Here is a 21075-nt window from a genome sequence, read left to right on the forward strand (position 1 = left end):
GAAGAGAAAATGGAAAATTCACAATTTGCCCATATCAAAGATCAAGCACTTATTCAGGCCTTGACTTCGCGAGAATGGGTGAAACAGGAGACCATCAGCAAAGTTCTGCTTGAGCAAAATGCTGGTTTTCAGTCTGCAACCTATGAATTGCAGGGACTTTTTTACGAATTGCACTTGCGGGAGCGCTGTTTGCGTGTGAAAGAGTCAGTTAGCCTGACGTCCTTGGGTGAGATTGAGCTGGCTCCCAATGAAAAAACACCTTTTCATGCGCAAGATTGGAAACCCTGGGGGGAAGGGGTTGTCCTGATTGACCCCGCCCAGCCCCACATCGTGGACTGGTTAAAAGAATCTGAATGGCCTTCCCGTGGTTTGGTCTTGAGTTCCAAACGCAGCTATATTTACAGTCCTGAACTGGTGCATCAGCCCTGGTTGGGGCTTGCTTCCTATAGTTTAGATCCCCGGAGTTCTGTGGCCGAGCAGCAAGCTTCTACAGGCCCTTATGATTTATATGTTTCAACCGGACAGGATCGGGTTTGTTTGGTCGATCGGGCAGCCGGCGAATTGAGCCTGATTTCCACTCAAAACCATACCTTGAGTGAAAAATATTCATTGCGGGATCCGGGTTCTCGCTTTAGTTTGAATCTGGTTTTTGATGAGAAAAAGCATCAAATCTATTTTACCGATCAGGAAGCACCCTATCTTTCGGTTTTGGATATTCAGGGGGGATCGCTGGAACAATATACCCTGGATCCTGAAATTCCAGGCAATTTGTGGTTAGATGCAAAGAATGAGCGCCTCTATCTGTTAATCAAATCGCCCCAGATTTTGATCCGCTGTTTAAAGCTCTCTACCCTGGAAACCTTGTATGAAGCCCCTTTGCCAGGGGAGCTGTGGAGCCGGGTCTCTCAGGCGCCAACAGATTTGCTTTTGCTCACGCCCCAGGCTTTGGTGGTGATGATGCGCCATGCCGAGACAGGCCGACCCTGGCTGATCTTTCTCAACCCCAACGATTTAAGTCAGATCTCTGAAATCCAATTGGAATCCCCCCTTCCCCCCACACTCCTGGCCTTGGCGGATCAGAATCCGCTGCGGAGACAAACGCGCAAATTGGCAGATCTGCTGGTGGATGGGGGTTATATTGAGGCTGAGAAGATCCTTGAACTTTTTCCATCTCAGCTTCCGCAGCCGGTAGATTCAGAGGAGACAGTCCTGGAGATTATCACACCTGAAAATCGCGTGGTTGAAGTTTTGGATGGCGAGGGAGAGCTGATCTCCCGATCGGTTGAAGATTTGCCTGCTCGGGTTGTTGCCACGCCATCTCCTGTTCTCGCCAAGATCCCCAGACTGCCAGCCTTGCTTTCTCTTTCTCCGATAGAATCGATGGCCCGTCAGGCAAAGCCCAGAAAAACCGACAATCTTCCTCTGCCAGAAGAAGTGGTGGGCATGATTCTTCAAATACTTAGTGCATCTTTCTTTGCGCAAACAGGTCTGGATTTGAGTCAAGATTCAGAGGCTTTAGAAAAATTACGTGATCAGGCTCATTATGTGCGCATTCGTCTTCAGGATTATGATGCCGCCCGTGTATTTTTGCCTGATCTGTATCAGGGAAAATCTTTGCAGACGGTTGTTTTGCGAGACTCCGTTTTGACCATGCAGGAATTGGTTCAGCACTCACTGCGCAAACCCTTTGAAACCCCCCCTACCCATTGTCCTGCTTGTCGCACCCCGCTCTTGGGAATTTGGGATTGTCCAAGTTGTGGCTTGGAGTTATTAAGCCCCGAGCGTGCAATGAAACGCAGCATGGGCTCTGTGCTTGCGCAAACTTGGTTGCCTCCGGGTTATTTTGTGATTCCCGATGTCAATGAGGGGCGTTTGCTGCTGATCAATACGCAGCGTTTCAATTATGTAACCTGGCAAATGAATTTTAAAGTTTTGCCTGGAACCAAACAGCCATGGGATATGCTTTGGCTCGAAAATTTCCATGTTTTGGTAACGGATCGCATGTCCAACCGGGTTTTTGAATGCGATGCCGGTGGGCGTGAGGTTTGGCATCTTGAAATTGAAAAACATCCAGAATTGCGCCTTTTGGAGCCTGTCAAAGCGACGCGCTATCAACGAGATGGGGGAACGCATCGCACCCTGATTGTCGATCGGGGCCATCACCGCATTCTGGAGGTCAGCCCGGATCAGAAAATTACCTGGGAATGGGGGCACAGAAGCCGCCGTGGCAGCTCAGATGTTTTACTGGATTTGCCCAGCGATGTGCAGTATACCCATGAACTCAGTTATCTGATTACGGATACAGGCAATGACAGGGTATTGGAGATTCGAGAAGGTCGGGTTTTCAGAAGGTTCGGAGATTACCTTGAATTGAAGCGCCCTGTGGCTGCACAGCGGTTGCTCAATGGAGAAACCTTGATTGCCGATGCCGGACATTATCGGCTTTTGATTGTAGGCTCCGATGGTTTACCCGAGCAGGAAGTGGTTTATTACCGACCCGGTTTAGACGAACGTTTTCGCATGGATGAACCCTTGCATATGGTGCGACGTGAAAATCAGAATGTGGTGTTGATTGATCGGAACCGGGTAATGGAGATCAATGTATTAGAGAAAAAGATTGTCTGGTTTAGCTTTTTACATGAATTGCATATGGAAATTCTGCCTGCAGAATTGCCTGAAGAATTTCCACATCGGATGGATACCAGCAAAGGTTTTGAACAATTCAAAGAACCCACACCGCCTTCGGTTATTACCCTGCAGGCCATGCTCAAGCAAATTCCTTTGTTTGCAGGGGCTCCCTGGCATTTTTTCGAGAAGCTTGAAAAAATTCTGCACCTGCATACCTACCGCAAAGGTGAAAGGGTGCTTGAAAAAGGAAAAATCGGCCGCTCGATGTTTTTTCTCTTGAGTGGGAGTATTGAAATTCTCAATGAAGGTGATGGCGAAGCGGGCATGATTCTGCATGCTGGGGATAGCTTTGGTTATATGGGGATTATTTTCTCTGAACCCAGAAAATCTACCTTGCGGGTCTGTGAAAACGCTTCGATTTATGAGCTTGAGAAACGCGAATTGGATCGCCTTTTGGAACACTACCCTGAGATTGATCAGCGCAGACAGGGAATTGCACAGGAACGCATGGTGGTCTCTAAACTCAAACAGACGCCTTCAAGTGCCGGAGCTGCTTTACGCCTGCAAAGTCTGATTGCCCAGCACAAAGCCCGGGCTCAGCAGCATCTGCACAGTTCAACACCCGCACGGGCTGTGCAAGTAAACTCAGCCACAAAGACACTCCAGCCCTTGCAATACAATGAGATTGAACGTCGCTTGCTGGCTCAAGGAGCCTCTGAAGGGCTGAATTGTCTTGAGCTGCATCTTTGTTTGAGTCGCAGTACACGCATGAAAGCTGCCCGTGTTTCCTTGATTGCACATGTGCTCGATAAATTGGGGACGCTGATCAAAACCTATCCCAGCCCTGAAGAAATTCTCGAAGAAAAGTTGGGAACAGATGTCGTCTTCACGCTTTTGACAGAACACCCTCCCGAACTCGTTATGGAAGATTTAAACGCGATTGTTGAAGTGGATGGGGTCACTGTATTGCCTATCCAAACCGAAAACTGATGTTTGAGCCCAGCCCTGTTCAATCTTCTGCGCTTCGTTTAGAAGTGGATGCGCTGGAGCAAAAAGCGGGTGGCAAAATGATCCTCTCTGGTGGCTTGAGTTTTCAACTACCTGCTGGTGCTTTTGTGGGGTTGCTGGGGCCTTCTGGTTCAGGCAAATCGACCCTGCTCAAGGCCTGTTGTGGGTTGCAACGACCCACTCGGGGAAAAGTACTTTTGAATGGGGAAGATTTTTACCGCAACCCAAAGCCTTGGCGAAAGCGGATTGGCTATGTTCCTCAGGATGATATTATTCACCAGGAACTGAGCGTTGAAAAAGCGATTCAGTATGCTGCCCGCTTGCGATTGCCGGCCGATATGACCGAGGAGCGGCGCAAAGCGCTTGTTACTCGGGTGATTGCTGAGGTTGGACTGCAAGAGCGTGCAAAACTAAGAATTCGTAAACTTTCAGGGGGCCAACGCAAACGGGCCAGTGTGGCCGTTGAACTTTTAAACCGGCCCGGCATTCTGTTTTTGGATGAACCGACCTCCGGCCAGGATCCCAAGCTCGAAGAAGATATGATGCGTTTGTTTAAAGGTTTATCTCGCGAGGGTTCTACCGTGATTGTCACCACCCATGCCATGGCCAGTATTGAACTTCTGGATTTGGTCGTGCTGCTTCAGGGAGGGTGGTTGGTGTATATGGGGCCTCCAGAGCATTTGCTTGATTTTTTTGAATCCAAATCCTACGAAGGTATCTTTCGGATTTTGGCCCAGGGCAATCCGGCCCAGTGGGCAACACGTTACCGCAGCAGTGCTTTTTCCCGTTATTTAAGAGGGTTTAAATGATGGCAACGAAAACAGAACGGTCTGGATGGATTGATTTCTATCAGGCAGGTGTGCTGTCTGAGCGGTATCTGGATGTTTTTCTCAGCGATTTTCCCAGTCTTTTTCTGCTGATTTTTCAACCGCTGGCTGTTGCGATCTGTGCGGGTCTGGTTTGGCGGGGGGGGCAGGGCACAGCAAACCTCTATTTTGTAATGGTTTTTTCTTCGGTCTTTTTTGGCTGTGTAAACGCCTGTCGGGAAATTGTCAAAGAGCGGATTATTTTTTCACGTGAGCGTTTGGTGGGCTTGCAGATTCCTGCGTATATTGCCTCTAAATTTTGGGTTTTGTCTATTTTTGCCTTGGGACAAAGCCTTTTGTTTTATCTGGGCCTGCGTTATTTCTTGGTTTTAGAAGGCAATCCACTGTTTGTTTTGCTGACCCTCTACTTTTCAATTGTGGCAGGAACAGCTCTGGGGCTTTGTATTTCTGCCTTTGTCAGTGCAGATGTTATGGCCATGACCTTGGTGCCTGTGGCCTTAATTCCACAATTGCTGTTTTCAAAAATTGTTATGCCGAATAAAAGCCTGACAGGTGCCGTGCTCTGGATGGAAAAACTGACTCTGGTAAAATGGAGCTATCTGAGCATTGAGGAACTGGTAAAACCAACTCCGGCCTGGAATCTTGTTTTGCAGGGTTGGGGCGTACTTTGGCTGATGAGTTTGGCATTTGTTCTGTTGAGTGCCTTGATCTTGAAATTGAAAGAAAGTTTTTAAATGCGAATTTTACTTGTCTTGGTTGCTTTCTTGGCTCTGGCAGGGGGCGCTGTGTATTTTTTCCAATCTTCTCCGGTGGCGAAGGCTCCCATGGGTGCAATTTTTAATGGGGATGCCCAAAAAATAATTCAAATGGGTCAAAAATTCATGGAAAGTATTCAATACAAGGATTTTAAGGCAGCAGCCCAAGACAGCTTGCCCGAGCAAAAAAAAGACTTAAATATCCCTGTGTTGATTGAACGACTTTTCCAGATCAAGCCTGAACTTTTGGATATCAACAATATTGCTGTTGTTTCGCATGATTTTGATTCTACAGGTGATCGGGCCCGTCTCAAAATGCAGGCCGATGTCAAAGTGTTGAATACCCAAGAATTGCGTAAACCTGAGATTATTCTGTATTTTAAAAAACTTCCTGATGGTAAGTGGTATATGGATTTCGCCTCCTCAATCAAATAGTCAGGTTTTAAAACGCAGAGCTGTTTGGTTGAAATCTTGAGGGGCCGTGGTTTAGAATAAACATATCGCCAAACAGGTGGGAGAGAAAAATGTCCCATTTTACTTCTGTTCAGACCCGGATTATGGATCTTGAATGTCTTGAGCTTTCTTTGAATCAATTGGATTATAAAGTGATTCACAAGGCAAGAATGCGGGGATGGCAAAACCAGCAAAAAGAAGTGAGCCTTGTGGCTCAATTTAAAAATTCCTGTCCCTATGATATTGGTTTTGTCAAAAATCAAAAGACCGGGGCTTACGCGATTGAAGCAGATTGGTGGGCGATCCACGAACATCTGGGCCTTGAAGAGGAATTTCTGGTACATCAGATCAGCCAGAGCTATGCTTACCATAAGGTTGTCAAAGAAGTGAAACAACGTGGTTTTGTCATTGCCCAGGAAAAAAAGGATGCCGATCAGAGCATTCGACTTCTGGTGCGTAAGTGGTAATGACCAGAGCAGCTCAATCTACTCTTTAACAGGCTATAATACGTTTCAATTCACCAAGATGAAAATGTGAGAGCTGTGTATTTGCATGACAAAAAAAACGATTTCTTCACAGGTATCTGCTGCTTCCCAGAGCATGGATCCCCTTCCTGAGAGTACTTCGCTCTTTGTTTTGTTTGATCAAAAATTAGAGAACTTACGGGGACGTACTGACGAGATTTTAAGCCAGGTTCATTTGGGGCGACTGGATACTCAAAATCAGGAAAATCGCTTGAATCAAACTTTGCAGAAACATACGCTTGAATTAAAAGAACTTGAATCTCAATTACAATATCTCTCCCATAAAACGGCCTTACAGCTTAAGGAAATTGAAAATGCCAATAGCCAGTTTAAACGGGATGTTGAAGCGCGGATGCAAGATATTCATTTCTCTACCCGTGAGGAGTTGAGCAGCTTGTCACGCCGTTTAGAAGTTCTTGAAAAATTAATTCTCTAAAAAATTTTTAAAAACTCTGCACGAATCCTAGTGACGTTCAAAACACTCTCCGTTATAATGAAATTGTTCTGAGGAACGCACTCGCGGGAGTAGTTCAGTGGTAGAACATTTCCTTGCCAAGGAAAGGGTCGAGAGTTCGAGTCTCTTCTCCCGCTCTTCTTAAAGCCGGTCAAATTTTGACCGGCTTTATGTTTTTCTGGATTATTTTAAGCAAACGGTATCCAAAGAATTTTTATGAGAGAGACGTCTTAGATGCGTTGGAAAGACAATGGCCGATTTAATGAGGTCTACGGTAAAACCCTCTTGGGGTCTCATCTGATCAATGGGACTGAATGCAGAGGGGAACTTTCGTTTGAGGTTCGAAATCCTGCCCATGCTGGGGATTGTGTCGGCAACTTTCCACAAGCCAGCTCTGAATTCATAGAACAGGCCTGCCGTGCAGCTCAAGGGGCAAGAGCCTCCTGGCAGGGTCTGAGCGAAGCAGAAAGGTCTCTTTCCTTTCGACATCTTGCAGATTTGCTTTCAGGTCAACAAAGATTTTTAGCCCAGTTACTGGCCCGTGAATTGGGACAAGCTTTTCCTGAATGTTTGAGTGAAGTTCAGACTTGGATTGATTGCGCGCAGCGCTGTGCCAGACAAGAGCGCACCTCCCTGCTTTTGCCAACTGAAGTTCGGGAGGCTTTACAGGGTGTCTCACTCTATCTTCAGGAATCAAGGGCGGGAATGGCTGTGATTCCCCATTTGATTTCAAATCTTTACTTGGGGCATCCTTGGGTTTGGCTGGCTCCCTCTGCGCTTTCTGCAACGGCCTATGTCTTGGGTCGCTTGTTTTGGCAGTCGGGTTTTCCGGCTGGGGTATGTAACCTTGTCTTGGGAGCCGATAAGGACTTCAGTGAGTATTTTCCACTGTATCAGCAGGGCCTGGTTCAGGCCTTTTATCTGCTCGGCAAAGCGGATACGCTTGCAAAATACTCTACACTTGCTTTACCAATACAGACTCTTGTTTTGCCAGAAAAGCCTTCTGTGCTGGTTCTTCGCGTTGAAACGCCCTTTCACAGGGCCCTTGAAACATCCTTTAAAGCCTGTTTTGAAAAAAACAACAATAGGTTTTTAAAGCTGCGGCGGATTTTTGTGCCCCAATCGATTGCTTTGGCTTTTAAGCAAGGGTTTTTAAAGGCTATCCAGTCCTTGAAAATAGGCGACCCGAGCCTAAATCATCAAGTTGATTTCGGTCCCCTGCGGATGGCTGACGATCTTGCACTGTATTTGAAACACCTTCAAGCGGGGAAAGCAGAGGGGGCTGAATTAATTTATGGCAAGGGACGGCTTTCCCGCGCCAGTAAACCTGAGCCCTTTATCGGCGATCCAGATGCTGGAAACTATGTTTGGCCCAGTCTTTGGGACAAGGTCAGTCCTGAAATGAAATTTGCCCAAGCTGATCTGAAGGGGCCCGCAGTGGCTTTGATTGAAATTGAAAATCACGAGCAGGCTTTGGATTATTTGCAGGGAAGCCCGTTTCAATTGATTTGATCTGCTTGTGTGAGAAACCCTGCAAGGGGGATACTGAGTGAAAATCTGCAATGGAGCATTCAATGTCGCAACTCTATCTTTGGCTCAAAGCTTTGCATTTGATCGCTGTCGTGGCGTGGTTTGCAGGCTTGTTTTATATTTTCAGACTCTATGTCTACCATATTGAAGCCAGTTCTGATGAGGTTAAAAAAACCTTGGAAGTAATGGAACGTAAACTGCTCAGAATCATTATGAATCCTGCCATGATCGCTGTACTTCTTTTGGGCTCAGGTCTGATCGCCGTGCGCTGGCCGGAGATTATGAAATCAGGCTGGTTTCATGCCAAGCTTTTATTTGTGACTCTGCTTTTTGGTTACCATCATTATGCAGGAGTGGTACGCAAACAATTGGCTGCAGGAACCTGTAAACTGACTTCTAAACAGGCCCGTTTGATCAATGAAATACCGACACTTTGTCTCTTTGTGATCATTATTCTGGTGGTGATTAAACCTTTTTAAGTCGTTCTTATCTGAAATTTGAGCAGGCAGTTCAGGAGGTTCCCTGGCGGTCTGCTCTTAATTTTTGTAAGTATTGACTTCGTTTACCCGGCTCCATGAGTGTATCGTAGGCTTCATTTAACATGCGTGCAATCGTCGCAAACCGATCGGGATGGTAAAACTTCATTTTGCTGCGATAGGCATCTTTGATTTCATCTGGCTTGCTTTCCAGGCTGATTCCCAGAAGCGTAAAATAATCCATTTGCGCCAAAAGTGTGGGATCAAAAAAACGAACCTGTGCGACAGATTGTTTCAGATTTTCATTGTCTTCACGGGCCTGATTCAGCTGCTCGCTCATAAAGATATTCTGGGTTTGTAGGGAGGCGATCATTTGATCTTTCTGAATCATTTGCAGTTTGAGTTTCTTAATCTCTTCCTGTTCCGCACTGCTGCCTCGGCTGGCTGGCGGTCTGATCAAATCGTAATCTTCATCTTGGCTGGGGGGGTGCATGGTTAAGGGGCGCTCATGTGTGAACTGCGCTTCTTTGGGGCGCCAGTTATGGCAGGCTTCACGCTGTATATGCATGCGGGAGACCGCTGAGGTGGTATTGTAGCGGTCTGGTTTGCGGTGACGGTTTTCTATTTCTTTGATTTCACAAATCACGAAAGCCTCGTCTTCCTCACCATAACGGGTATAAGCTGTGCCACCATAAGCACAGTTTCCGCATAGCCTTTCCATACTTGACTCCTGTTTATCCTGCTGATCCTATTCTATCAAAGGGCAAGCCTGCTTCAGGTTATAATGCCCAAGGAGTTTGAGTAAATGCGTTCACGACTGACCAAAACACGCCTATTTGTTTCTCTCGCCCTATTTTTAGGGCTGATTTGTTTTGGCACTTTGGGCTATATCCTGCTCACAGGCAGCGATCTGTTTGAAGCCTTGTATATGACGATTATTTCCATTACCACCACGGGATATGGCGAAACGATTGATATTCTTCACAATAAGCCAGCCCGTGTCTTTACTATGTTTTTGCTGCTCTGTGGCATGGGAATTACGGTATACTTCGCTTCATACCTTACAGCTTTTTTAGTTGAAGGGGAATTAAAAAACTTTTTATCCCATCGGCGTATGTTTCGCGAAATTGAAAAATTGAATTCTCACTTAATTATTGCAGGGGGTGGCCAAACTGCTTTTTATGCCGTTGAAGAACTTCTTACGGCGAGAAGGCCCTTTGTCGTGATTGAAAAAGATCCTGCTGCCTTTGAATATATGCGAGAGCATTTTCATAACTATAATCTGCTGGGCTTGATTGGCGATGCCACAGACGATGAAATATTAAAACAAGCAGGCATTGAACAGGCTGTGGGCTTAATTACGACCCTGCCTGAGGATCGTGACAATCTCTTTGTGACGATTACAGCCCGGGGCTTAAATCCAGGCATTCGTATCATCGCTAAAATCGTACATCAAAGTTCTGCTCGCAAAATGCGTATGGCAGGGGCCGATGAGGTCGTCTGTCCGGATTCAATTGGGGGCTTGCGCATGGTCAGTCAGATGATCCATCCCCATGTGGTGCAGTTTCTCGACACCATGATGCGCATCAAAAGTGAAAGTATCCGTATTGAAGAAATCAAGATTACAGGTCAGATCTGCAATGGCTGTTCCTTAAAAAATTTGCGCTTGCCTGAACAATTTGGCAATTTATTGGTTTTGGCGCTTCTGCCAGCTAATGACCACGAAGCCCCGCTTTATAATCCCGTGGCGGATACCTTGACCCATACGGGTGACACGCTGGTCGTGTTGGGAAATATTGATTGGATTGGAAAGGCCAGGAGCTATTTTGCGAGTTAGTTCTGTTCTGCAACTTCTCGTTCAGACAGCCTGTCTCTTTTCGCTATTTTCCTGTATGGGTCGGCCGGGGGGCATTCATTGGATTCTTCATTCCCGCTATTGGGATCCCCGCATCACACTGGTAGATATCAATCACGATGGCACCCAGGATCTGCTGCTTTCAGGTTATCAGAAACAGGAACGCAAAGATGAGCAGGACAAAGTGATTACTGACAGCGTCGTCGCCCTGGATGGACGCAATCACAAGATCATGTGGGGCTTTCAAACCGGAGGGAATGTTCAGGGCTATCCTACGGTTTATCAGAATACTGTCTATTTTGGCAGTACCGACCATAACCTCTATGCCTTGGATCTCGAAAACGGGCGTCTACTTTGGCAGTTTAGAACCGAAGGACCGATTCTCGGTACAGTTGCCGGTGGCTATGGCCGTGTCTATTTTGGTTGTCGGGATCGCAATCTCTATGCTTTAGATGCCAAAACAGGCATTTTGGATTGGAAATACCCCATTTCGCACCCAATTGACGGCTCTCCGGCTTTGGGCTATGGCAAAGTTTTTTTTGGTGGCTGGGATCAGATGGTACATGCTCTGGACAGTAAAACCGGAAAATTGATCTGGCGTTACCGTGGAGAAGGCTATTTTTCGCAATCTTCTCCTGTCTTGCATGCCGGCACCTTGTATATTGGCTCTTGGGATCGTCATCTCTATGCCTTAAAAGCTGAATCAGGTCGTTTGCGCTGGCGCTATGAAACGCGTGGCTATATTGAAGAATCCAGCCCGGTGGTGTATGGCGATAAGGTTTATGTCGGCAGCAATGATAAGAGCTTTTATGCTATTGATCGCAAAACAGGGCGTCTGCGCTGGAAATACAGGGCCAAAGACGCCATTTATTCAACACCCGCCATCTCTTCGCGTGCGGTTTATTTTTCGTCACGGGATGGGTATGTCTATTCTCTCAGTCACCGTGGGATTCCTCGCTGGAAGTTTCATGCAGGACATCCGATCCATGGTTCTCCGGCGATTGCGGGAAATCAACTCTATTTGGGGTCTGAGAACAATCAGTTTTTTGCTCTGAATGACGGAGGCATGGGCAGTATTTATTGGGGAATGTATGGCGGGGCCCCTGATCACCGCCATCTCTTGGCAGGGGCTGAAGAAACAGGGGATGAACTTTCACGCAGTGGCAAATGGTGGTTACCGGTATGGGAATGGTTACAGGATCAATTATAAAATTTTTATTTCAATCACCCAAATGGCTGCGTGCTTTTTTGGTGATTCATTGGGTGGCATTGATTGCCCTTGCCATTTTTGTAACGGCATTTTGTGTCAATGCCGCGTTTTTACCCTTGGAACGCCAATGGCCCCTTTCGCTCTGGGATTTGGTTCTGGCCGTTGCCGGGCTCAAACTCTTTTCTGTCTTTCTTTCCAGTTTGCACGAATTACGCATGCGTCAATTGGCTGGGGGCTTGCCGGGATTGGCTTTGACACATCTTCAATGGGCTTTGCGATTTACCCCAGGAAATCCTGAACTCTATTATGCCTGGGGACACTTGCTCTACCTCCAGGGGGATTTAAGTGGGGCACGGGAAAAATACAAGCAGGTCACACAAATTTTTCCTTTAGACAGTGCGGCAGAAGTCTATCTGGGTCGGCTTGAACTCTCTGTGGGACATTGGCAGGAGGCCCATGGGCATTTTGCACGGGCTTATCGTTTGGCCCGTGGCATTGCCTGGAATGATTTGCGTGAATGGATGCCCGAAGCTGTGAATGAAGCCGTTCCTCATCGCTTTCGCACCTCTTGGAGCAAACTCAATTTTGACCAGGAACAATTGGATTTTTTAATTCAAGGGCATTATTTATCCGGGCATTTTAAGCTGATTCTACAAAATTACCAAGATCTTCTGCGTGACTTGGCCAGCCAGAATAAGACAGCCTATCCGATTGTTTTATCTGCAGAGCAACATGCCAAGGTTTTGCCCGTATTGGGGCGCAATATTCATATTTCACCTGTGCCTGAATTTCCTTCAGAGCTTGTTCGAATTGAAGATACAGAGCGTTTAGAGGCGAGCTTTCAAAAAGATGGAATTTTGGTTTTGGATTCACTTCTTGCGCCTGATGCCTGTGAAGCACTCCTGCATTTTTGCCAAAAATCGACGATCTGGCATGATGATCATAAATCAGGGGGGTATTTGGGCAGTTATATGGACGATGGCTTTAACTGCCCTTTGCTCTATCAGGTTGCGCGTGAGCTCAAAGAGAAATTACCTGGCATTTTAGGTGCCTGGTCGCTCTTGCAAATGTGGGGTTATAACCATGACAGTCAATGTGAGGGGATCGGTCTGCACGCTGACGCTGCGCATGTGAATATCAATCTCTGGCTGACCCCAGAGAGCGCCAATCAGGATCCTGAACATGGTGGGCTTTTGGTCTTTCCTTTGGAAGCGCCACAGGATTGGTCGTTTCAGACTCTCAATACTGAAACTGAGCGCATGCAGGCCTTGATCCAAGCAGAGCAGATCTCTCCTGTTAAAATTGCCTACCGCCAGAACCGGGCTGTGATTTTTCGCTCGCGGTTTTTTCATGCCACTGATCAGGTGAATTTTAAACCGGGTTATTTGAACCGCCGTATCAATATCACTTTTTTGTATGGGCGCTATCAGCCAGATTTGAAGCCTTGAGATTTTTGTTCAGAATGTGGATACACCCTGTTAAGGGAGCTCTCTCAGCTTTAAGCTCAGTATTTTTTTAGATAAGAATCTAAAAAAGATAAGCTCAGCGACCAGGCTTGTCTTGCTGCGTTAAAATCATAGTTGCTGCGTGCATCGCAGGCAAAGCCATGATCCACATTTGCAAATTCAACCGTGACGAAGTCCTTTTTCAATTCACGGAGTTTTTGGGTGAGTTTTTGATGGCTTTCGGGTTGAATCCAGGGATCTTGTCCTGCCCAGAAAAAGAGTTGAGGGGCATGGAGATATTCACAGAGTTCCAGATGATTTTCAGCAATGCCTGCCCCATAAAATGAAACTGCTGCTTTGAGCGGAATCCAGGCATTTGCAAGAAAACTGAGTCTCCCTCCCAGGCAAAAACCCATGCTGCCAATTCGATCGCCAGCGACATGGGGATGGTGTTGTAACCATTCATAGCAGGCCTTAATATCTGCTTTGAGGCCCTCAGGGGTAAGGGCTGCTGCTTGGGTTCTGCCAGGCTGAAGATCCTCATAACCACTTTCGAAACCCGGGCTGCTGCGATGAAAAATATCTGGAGCCACGACCATATAGCCTTCTGCTGCAAGCCGATCGGCCACTTGCCGGATATGCTCATTGACGCCAAAAATTTCCTGAAAAAGTAATAGTGCAGGGTAAAGCCCTTCTTGTTCGGGGCTGGCTACATATGCCACCATTTCGGTCTCGTCTGAAATAGCAATTGTTTCATGAAATGTGCGAATTTCTGCCATGAAGTCTCCCGTGTTTTGAGAAAATTTGTGCTGAGAATTATAACAGAACTGTCTTGAGAGCGATATCTCTCAAATTTCACTGAAGATGAGGGCGTTGGGGGGATTGATTTAAAATTTTTATTATGTTATGGTTAAGTATAGGTTAAATCAGTTTGGGCAATTTTAAGGAGTTTTTGTATGGTTTCGATCAGTTCTTTAAGCAGTCAAATTATTCGCAATTATGATACCAACAATGATGGCGTGATTTCTCTGCGCGGTCAGCGCCCTGAAACGGAGCGCTTTGTACGTGATTTTATTCCCGGTCAGAATTATGACACCATCACCTTGACCCGTTATGATCACGATAAGCTTTTTGCGAAGGCCGATATTGATGGCGATGGACAAGTCACCCGTGATGAATTAACAGGTGTATTAAAATTATTTGATACCAACAATGATGGTGAGCTGAAGAACAGCGGCCCTTTCTGGAATCGCAAAGGTGAATTGCGCAATTATGAAAAAGCCTATGGCGAGCATGGCGTGATTGTCGATCAGCATCTGATCCATCATCCCCAGCCTCCCATGCCTCCTGTTCCCCATTACCCCAGAGCGGTAGCGGGTTCCAGTGTCGGCATTCGTATCGCTTAAATTTACCCTTTTTAAGCCCCTGGAAGCGAGCTTCCAGGGGCTTTTTCATGGGCTCTGAAAACTATGCCAGGCACTGAGCATTCTCGAAAAAGTCGTTAAGAGACACATGGCGCTAAAGATCAAGGCCAGCAGTTTAAACTGTTCGGGAATGAGGAACAGGATACAAAAAAAGATCAGGGTTTCACTCCCCTCTGTCAAACCGCCAAGATAGTAAAAGGCCTTGGGGCCTCGTGCCTGGGTATGCAGATTGCGTTTTGCGGCCAGAATGGCATAGGCCAGGAAGGTGGTTGAGGTTCCCATAAAACTGAATAAAAGGAGACTGGCGTGCAGGGCCGAATCGGGTTGGGCCAATGCCATAGCAAAAACCAGCAGGGCATACACTAAAAAATCAGAAACAATATCTAGATAGCCACCAAAATCTGTAGGGCCCAGGCGTCTGGCCAAGGCACCATCGAGACCATCCAGCAAGCGGTTCAACAAAAAAAATCCCAGCCCCCAGCCAAATTGGCGCCAAGCCAAGGCCGAAGCTGCAGCCAGCCCCAGACAGAACCCGATCAAAGTCACGGCATTGGCATGGAGCCCCACTTTTTCAAGCTGTTCGGCAATGGCTTGCAAAGGGCGATCGATATGGGGACGAAGCCAGGCATCCAACATTTTCAGGCGGGTTGGGTCTGTTCGCACAAGCGATCAGAAATTTGAAGCGCCTTGAGAACTTCTTCATTGTCTGGTTCGAGTTGGTAGGCCAATAGAAAGGCATTGCGGGCATCTATAAACTTTTCCTGCTCAAGAAAGATCAAGCCAATGCCATTGTACAGCGCGATCGTTTGTGGGCCGATATTGAGGGCCCTTTCAAAAAGTTGCAGGGCCTGGCTGTATTCCTGAATACCGATTAAGAGATAGCCCAATTGAATGAGAGCTTCACTGTGCCGTGGATTTTTTTCAAGAATATCCATATACAAGGCACTGGCTTCACCAGTTTCTCCTTGTGAACTTTTTAGGCCTGCCAAGAGCATCAAGGTATCTGCGTGGTGCGGTTCCTTTAAGAGAATTTCACGCAGATAGGCCTCAGCTTGTTCGTTATGCCCTTCGTTCAATTCAATGCTGGCTAGATCCAAGCTGCTCAGTACAAAATCTGGGAATTTGGCGCGGACGGTTAAAAAATAGTTTTTGGCCAAAGCATAATCTCCCTGTTGCAAAGCAATCACTCCCAGATTGTGGAGTGAATCTGGATCCTTTGCATCCAGACTGAGGGCTTTTTCAAAATCGGCCTGGGCTTCGCGATGTCTGCCTTCTTCAAGCCAAATAATTCCTCGGTGTCTGAAGTCTGATGCCCCTGCCAGGTCTTTGGCGATCAGATCGTTATAGATCGCTTTGACTTTTTCAAGCGCGCCCGTTTTAAAATGAAAACGGGCAATATTTTGAAGTAAGGCGTGGGTGGGCTCTAAATTTTCTAAGAGCGCACGGGCTTTGTCTATTTGGTTCTCACGTAGGTAGAGATTGCCCAACTCTACCCGTGCAGCCTGACCCAGGGCATCGGTGGCATCAAAATTTTCTACAAGTTTTTCGAGCAGGGTCAGGGCCGCTGGGGTATTCTTTTCAAGCATCTCACAGCGCGCCAATTCCAGTTGAAAGGCGCCTGCCTGTTGGGGGGGCAGATGGCTATCGTCGAGATATTTACGGGCCTCATCAGGTTTTTGTCTGAACAAAGCCAGTCGGGCCAAGCCCAGGCGGATCTCTGGGTTTTCAGGGTTTTCACGCAGGGCGCGTCTGAAATAATGATCTGCATTTTCGAGATCCCCTTGCATCAGATAGGTATTGCCGATTCCTGCATAGGGCTTCCAGGTGGTGGCCGCTCTGTCTGAAACGAGCGAAGTAAAGGCTTCTAATCTCAATGCCATGGCTTTTTGAAAGGCTTCAATTGATTTTGTATATTCTCCTGCTTGACTCCAGGCAGTGCCAAAATTCACCCAATAATCGGGATTGCTTTGACAAATTTCAGGCGCATTTTGGAGGGTATCAAGTGCTTTTTCATTCTGATTCAATTGCAGATAAATAGACGCGATATAAGACCAACAGGCGCTCATATAGGTGGGAAGGTTTTCACGTTTTTTTGATTTCTCAACGGCGTCTAAAAAGGCTGAAAGTGCCGCTTCATTTTCTTCCTGGACGCGGTAGGTCAGGCCCAGATTAAAGGAATGGAAAGGGTTCTCTGGATCCTGACGAAGTGAGGTTTGAACCAATTCGAGGTTGCGCTGATATTTATCACGTTCCTGCATTAAACTGCCTGTATAGCCGTAGTGCAGAATCAAGACATCGGGTGTGGCGAGCCTTTCAAAAGGATAACCTGGGGTACGCGGCTCCAATTGTTCATGAATAAACCCGGTATAGTGCAGTTCAGAATGTCTGGGAAACAGGCGCAGCATATAATGCTCAACCGTATCGATTTCATTTCCCTCTTTGCTGAAATTTCTGATTTTGAGTTGATACCCAGTTAGTTGGGACTGGGGTGTTTTGATCAGTTCATGAATATTGTGGAGAGTTTCAGGTGCAATGACCTCATCCGCATCCAGGATTAAGATCCAGTCGCCGCTGGCATGTTGAATGGCCTGATTACGCGCTTCTGAAAAACTACCTGTCCATTTAAAATGAAAAACCTGGGCCCCCATCTCTTCAGCAATTTTCACCGTTTGATCCGTAGAACCTGTATCGACAATGATCATCTCATCGACTATTTCTCGAACACTTTCCAGGCAGTTGCGTAAAAAGCGCTCTTCATTTTTGACGATCATACAGAGCGATAAGCTCTGCTTGTGTTTGGCTTGAGGGGCACTTTCCAAGAGTTTTTCCCATTCTGCAAACTCAGCTGGGATTTCGCTTGGCTCAAGTGATTGAGAAAAAGCTTTGAGACTTTCACGCGCACCTTGGTGCTCTGGATTCAGTTGCAAAGCCTGTTGAAAGGATTTTTGCGCAAGCGAAAGAGCGCCTGAATGATAAAGTGCGATGCCAGCAACAGAATACAAATTTGCATTGTTGGGGCTTTGTTTGAGAGCCGTCTGAAAGTGATTTAAGGCTTCTGAATAGTGTTTCAATTGCAATTGCAGGGTGCCGATATCCAGATGCAGAACCGGATTCCCGCTGTCTTCAAGCAACACTTCTTCTAAGAGTTCGAGGGCTTCCTGTGCATAGCCCGCATGAAGTTTTTCTAAGGCCTGTAGGGTTTTGGCCTGCAAACGGTTTTGTTCCTGACGAAAGATAGGCTTCTCATTCAGATTCTTGATGCGATTGAGCGCTATCTCCAGTGTCTGTTCCCAACTGAAATTTTGGTGTACATATTGGCTGGCTTTCGAGCCCATTGCTTGAAATTTTGAGGGGTTCTCAAAGAGATGCCGCATATGGTAACGGATTTCAGCCAGGTTGTTTTCATGCCAGGAGGGGTAATGGAGAGTAGGAATTCCCCCGATTTGTTTTTCTGTCGATTTGACGGGGCGGCTTTTGAGCCAAATATTCAAGTCACTTTCTTCTATGCCCAAACGATGCTCGGTTTGGGTCAGAATCACTGGCAAACCACAGGCCATGGCTTCAAAAATTGAAAACCCAAAGGCTTCAGCGCGAAAAGGTGAAACCAAGGCTTGGCAAGCTGTATAGAGAGAGGCCTCTTCCTGAGCGTTCATTTGATGTTCAAGCAAAACGATGCTGGGATTATCTGGGTTGGCTTGAAAATTTTGAATCATTTGCAAAATGCCCTTTTGCTCTGTGGAGTGGGTTGCACCTTGCACTTTGATGATCAGACTGACCTCTTCATCAGGGAGAAACTCATTTACGAAGGCCTGAAGCAAGAGATCCAGACCTGAATACCATAGCAATTCTCCTGAAAATAAGAAGCAGAATTTTTTTCGACCGGGTATCCGCATGGGGGGCGCGGAGGGGTTGAATAGTTTAGCATCAACGCCTATCGGCACAAGCGCCAGGCGATCAGGATGAATGCCCTCTTTTTGGTAAAGTTCATAGTTTTCACGGGTATGTACCCAAACCTCGTCACTTGAATAGAGCAGCAATTGATGCCAATCGATAGGGCTTGAACCATATTCCCAAGGCAGGCAATGGATCCATTTTGCTGAAGTGGTTTCTAATTCTGGCGGCAGGCCTTGGTGGATCAACTCAAATTGCAAATGGCTAGGCTTGCGCGAGATTTTTGCTTCCAGTTCTGCTGGCAAGCTCAGAGCATGGGAACTGTTCAGGTCTTCGGCAGCAAGACAGAGATCGTAGTGTCCGTTTTGAATGAGTCTGGAAGACAATTCTCGGTTAAAGCGAGCGAAGGGAGTCGTTTGATACAGCGGACCCGTCAGGCGAATACCGGGTTTGTGTTTTATTTTTCCTATTTTTAAGGCCATTGTGCTTTTCTCCTGTAGGGTGCGAACCCAGAGCTATTCCTGTGGGTGGGAAGTTTGTCTATATACTATTCTATCGGTCTTGTTCCTTTTCGGATTAAGTTTCTTTGATTTGCAATTTTTTTTTATTTTTGGGTATATAGTATATGTGAGAATTATCTAAGAGTTTATATGCGAGAGGTTTTTATATGCTAACGCCTTCATTTCAGCCTGGTCCTGGTCCGGTCACACCCTTACGTCCAGCAGCAACCCCCCCCGTTCAACCTCAAGCACCTGCTGCACCCACTCCTCCTCAGGCGCCTGCAACTGAGGCTTCCCCCGCAGCCCCCAGCTCTCCAGGTTCTGTGAATATCAAAAATGGAATTACCCAAGATTCAGGTTTTAATCCTGTGGCAGGTGGGATTTTTGAAAAGAAATTAAACCGAATGGCTGAAAAGCTCAATCAGAATTCTGCCAAACCCGATTCAGAATTCCTCGCTTCCTTCAAACAATTGGCAGCAGCCATACAAGAACTAAATCCTCCTCCCGATTCTCAACTGGCGCGAATTGTGAACCAATTCAAAGCTGTACTGGATAAAACCGCTGAAAAACTGGGTTTAAATAAATCTTCTGAAGAGACAGGCTCTGCCGAAGCACCCGCTACCCCGGCCGCTCCTTCTGAAGCAGCAGTTGCGCCTGCAGAGCCAGCTGAGTCGGCATCTCCCGAAGCCCCTGCTGAGCCAAATCAAACTGAGGCGCCTGCAGAGCCAGCTGAATCGGCATCTTCTGAAGCCCCTGCTGAGCCTACCGAAACTGAGGCGGCTGAAGCCCCTGCCGAGTCGGCATCTTCTGAAGCTTCTGCTGAGCCAAATCAAACTGAGGCTGCCGAAGCGCCGTCTGAACCATCAGAAGGCTCAGACGCTCCTGCCACTGCTCCATCCACCGCAGGGGACGAAGCTCTGAATAATCCAATTACCAATTCCCCACATCAAGATTTGAAAGAGTCCATTGATAAGTTATTGGATATGTTGAAACAAAAACGTTTGAAACAGGATTTGGGGCAGTTTTCTGAAACCAAGCTTCAAGAACGCATGCGAGAAATGATGCTAAATGTTTCAGAGTTTATGAAAACACAAAAATAAACTCTCAACAAACCAAAAGTACCGCTCTGCGGTGCTTTTTTTATGAAGAGGCTTCGCTTTTGCTTAGGCGTATTGGGTTTTATTGCTCACATGGCTGACATAGTTTTGAGCAATGGCCAGGCTTTTACTGGTTTGTGGGTCGTGGCCCAAATTATAAGAGGCAACAGTGCGATCCCAATCTCCCAAGCCCAATCCAAGATCTCCTTTGATTTTCTGACGCTGACGCGCCAGAAAACTTAAGCCATAATCAATATTGAATTCAAGATCATATTTTGCCCGTGGAAAAACCCGCGCTGAACCGTGGGCTTTGTCATTGATCTGCATGACGCCCCAATCCGTGGATTTCAATTCACCATCGCGAATATTTTTACCTTGGATCACAGTGCCTTTCTCAAGATTGCTCCACATTTTCCAGCCACTTTCATTGCCGGCTATTCCCAAAGCCACTTTTTCAGGAATACCATGTTCCCGCGCTTTGACCCGGATCACAGCTTTGATGACCTCTGTTTGAAACTGGCTGAGGGAGCCCGTTTGAACAACGCCATATTTTTGACCCAGGTATTGGAGTTGCTGTGTGGGAGAGGAAAAACTGACAGGTGGAACGGAGATGGGCGTTGCTGAGCGTTGCATCAGCAAACTGGGGTGCATCAATTGGAATTGGTCTCTGCTACCCGTCCCTGTATTTTGAGATTGAACAGAGGCAGAGACACCCAGCATCCGGCTAACGGATTGCGTTTGAATCATTGCGAGACCCGGTTGGGGAATCTGAAGCGGTCTTAACATGGTGCCTGCCAAAGATAGTCTTGACTTTATTATATGGTCTTAAGGGGGTTAAATTGCCTGTTGGGTTTGGAATTTGCATGGATTTTTACGAAAATTTAATCCTTTGCTGAGATTTTTCGACCTGAATTTAGCGAATCTGGATAAAAAAAAGCCTGTCCAATAAGGACAGGCCAAGGTTATCCAGATGTTTGGCAGAAAAGACTGCCAAATTT

At 46.7% G+C, this 21075-nt stretch carries 18 protein-coding genes and 1 tRNA gene; 14 read left to right on the forward strand and 5 right to left on the reverse strand.

The genetic code is table 11. The features are described 5' to 3' along the window. The first annotated feature begins 9 nt into the window (after nucleotides 1-9). From COW20_16720 to COW20_16760, 9 genes are all read left to right on the forward strand, one after another. Entirely contained in the window at nucleotides 10-3618 is a 3609-nt protein-coding gene (locus COW20_16720; protein ID PIW46561.1) for a hypothetical protein, read from the forward strand. Continuing rightward, nucleotides 3618-4445 (forward strand): hypothetical protein, encoded by an 828-nt coding sequence (locus tag COW20_16725; protein PIW46562.1) that lies wholly within the window; start codon nucleotides 3618-3620, stop codon nucleotides 4443-4445. The genes COW20_16720 and COW20_16725 overlap by 1 nt, the downstream gene beginning before the upstream one ends. Next, a complete protein-coding gene (locus COW20_16730) occupies nucleotides 4442-5197 on the forward strand; it encodes a hypothetical protein (protein ID PIW46563.1) in 756 nt (251 codons plus the stop codon). The genes COW20_16725 and COW20_16730 overlap by 4 nt, the downstream gene beginning before the upstream one ends. Continuing rightward, complete coding sequence (locus COW20_16735) at nucleotides 5198-5653, forward strand: hypothetical protein (protein ID PIW46564.1); 456 nt, start codon at nucleotides 5198-5200, stop codon at nucleotides 5651-5653. An 89-nt stretch (nucleotides 5654-5742) separates the two neighbouring features. Next, nucleotides 5743-6138, forward strand: coding sequence for a hypothetical protein (locus COW20_16740; protein PIW46565.1), 396 nt, complete (start codon nucleotides 5743-5745; stop codon nucleotides 6136-6138). A gap of 133 nt (nucleotides 6139-6271) precedes the next feature. Further along, a complete protein-coding gene (locus COW20_16745) occupies nucleotides 6272-6631 on the forward strand; it encodes a hypothetical protein (protein PIW46566.1) in 360 nt (119 codons plus the stop codon). Nucleotides 6632-6714: 83 nt separating this feature from the next. After that, nucleotides 6715-6786: transfer RNA gene (locus COW20_16750), tRNA-Gly, on the forward strand. A 97-nt stretch (nucleotides 6787-6883) separates the two neighbouring features. Further along, the gene (locus COW20_16755; GenBank protein ID PIW46567.1) at nucleotides 6884-8161 is read left to right on the forward strand and encodes a hypothetical protein; all 1278 of its coding nucleotides are present in this window, start codon (nucleotides 6884-6886) and stop codon (nucleotides 8159-8161) included. Nucleotides 8162-8223: 62 nt separating this feature from the next. Beyond that, on the forward strand, nucleotides 8224-8658 hold the full coding sequence (locus COW20_16760) for a protoporphyrinogen oxidase HemJ (protein PIW46568.1): 435 nt from the start codon (nucleotides 8224-8226) through the stop codon (nucleotides 8656-8658). A 31-nt stretch (nucleotides 8659-8689) separates the two neighbouring features. Here the strand turns inward: COW20_16760 and COW20_16765 are convergent, their stop codons facing one another. Continuing rightward, a complete protein-coding gene (locus COW20_16765) occupies nucleotides 8690-9376 on the reverse strand; it encodes a hypothetical protein (GenBank protein ID PIW46569.1) in 687 nt (228 codons plus the stop codon). Nucleotides 9377-9460: 84 nt separating this feature from the next. Between COW20_16765 and COW20_16770 the strand changes: the two genes are divergently transcribed. From COW20_16770 to COW20_16780, 3 genes are read left to right on the forward strand one after another with little or no spacing between them, the layout of a single operon-like run. Continuing rightward, on the forward strand, nucleotides 9461-10492 hold the full coding sequence (locus tag COW20_16770; GenBank protein ID PIW46570.1) for a potassium channel protein: 1032 nt from the start codon (nucleotides 9461-9463) through the stop codon (nucleotides 10490-10492). Then, the gene (locus COW20_16775; protein ID PIW46571.1) at nucleotides 10482-11720 is read left to right on the forward strand and encodes a hypothetical protein; all 1239 of its coding nucleotides are present in this window, start codon (nucleotides 10482-10484) and stop codon (nucleotides 11718-11720) included. The genes COW20_16770 and COW20_16775 overlap by 11 nt, the downstream gene beginning before the upstream one ends. Beyond that, nucleotides 11693-13168, forward strand: a complete 1476-nt coding sequence (locus COW20_16780) for a hypothetical protein (protein ID PIW46572.1) — start codon at nucleotides 11693-11695, stop codon at nucleotides 13166-13168. Before COW20_16775 ends, COW20_16780 begins: the two co-directional genes overlap by 28 nt. Before the next feature lie 56 nt (nucleotides 13169-13224). On the opposite strand, the gene COW20_16785 is transcribed toward COW20_16780, so the two are convergent. Continuing rightward, on the reverse strand, nucleotides 13225-13944 hold the full coding sequence (locus COW20_16785) for a dienelactone hydrolase family protein (GenBank protein ID PIW46573.1): 720 nt from the start codon (nucleotides 13942-13944) through the stop codon (nucleotides 13225-13227). A gap of 177 nt (nucleotides 13945-14121) precedes the next feature. Between COW20_16785 and COW20_16790 the strand changes: the two genes are divergently transcribed. Further along, nucleotides 14122-14571, forward strand: a complete 450-nt coding sequence (locus COW20_16790) for a hypothetical protein (GenBank protein PIW46574.1) — start codon at nucleotides 14122-14124, stop codon at nucleotides 14569-14571. Nucleotides 14572-14616: 45 nt separating this feature from the next. Here COW20_16790 and COW20_16795 read toward each other — a convergent pair whose 3' ends face one another. Both COW20_16795 and COW20_16800 read right to left on the reverse strand, forming a co-directional pair. Next, entirely contained in the window at nucleotides 14617-15225 is a 609-nt protein-coding gene (locus COW20_16795) for a CDP-alcohol phosphatidyltransferase (GenBank protein PIW46575.1), read from the reverse strand. A gap of 2 nt (nucleotides 15226-15227) precedes the next feature. Then, nucleotides 15228-18962: a hypothetical protein gene (locus COW20_16800; protein ID PIW46576.1), complete on the reverse strand. Its 3735-nt coding sequence runs from the start codon at nucleotides 18960-18962 to the stop codon at nucleotides 15228-15230. Nucleotides 18963-19147: 185 nt separating this feature from the next. Here COW20_16800 and COW20_16805 point away from each other — a divergent pair, with 185 nt between their 5' ends. Continuing rightward, entirely contained in the window at nucleotides 19148-20080 is a 933-nt protein-coding gene (locus COW20_16805) for a hypothetical protein (GenBank protein PIW46577.1), read from the forward strand. Between the two features lie 63 nt (nucleotides 20081-20143). On the opposite strand, the gene COW20_16810 is transcribed toward COW20_16805, so the two are convergent. Continuing rightward, nucleotides 20144-20863: a hypothetical protein gene (locus tag COW20_16810; GenBank protein PIW46578.1), complete on the reverse strand. Its 720-nt coding sequence runs from the start codon at nucleotides 20861-20863 to the stop codon at nucleotides 20144-20146. Nucleotides 20864-21075: the final 212 nt, after the last annotated feature.

It is taken from the genome of bacterium (Candidatus Blackallbacteria) CG13_big_fil_rev_8_21_14_2_50_49_14 (assembly GCA_002783405.1).
Classification (GTDB): domain Bacteria; phylum Cyanobacteriota; class Sericytochromatia; order UBA7694; family UBA7694.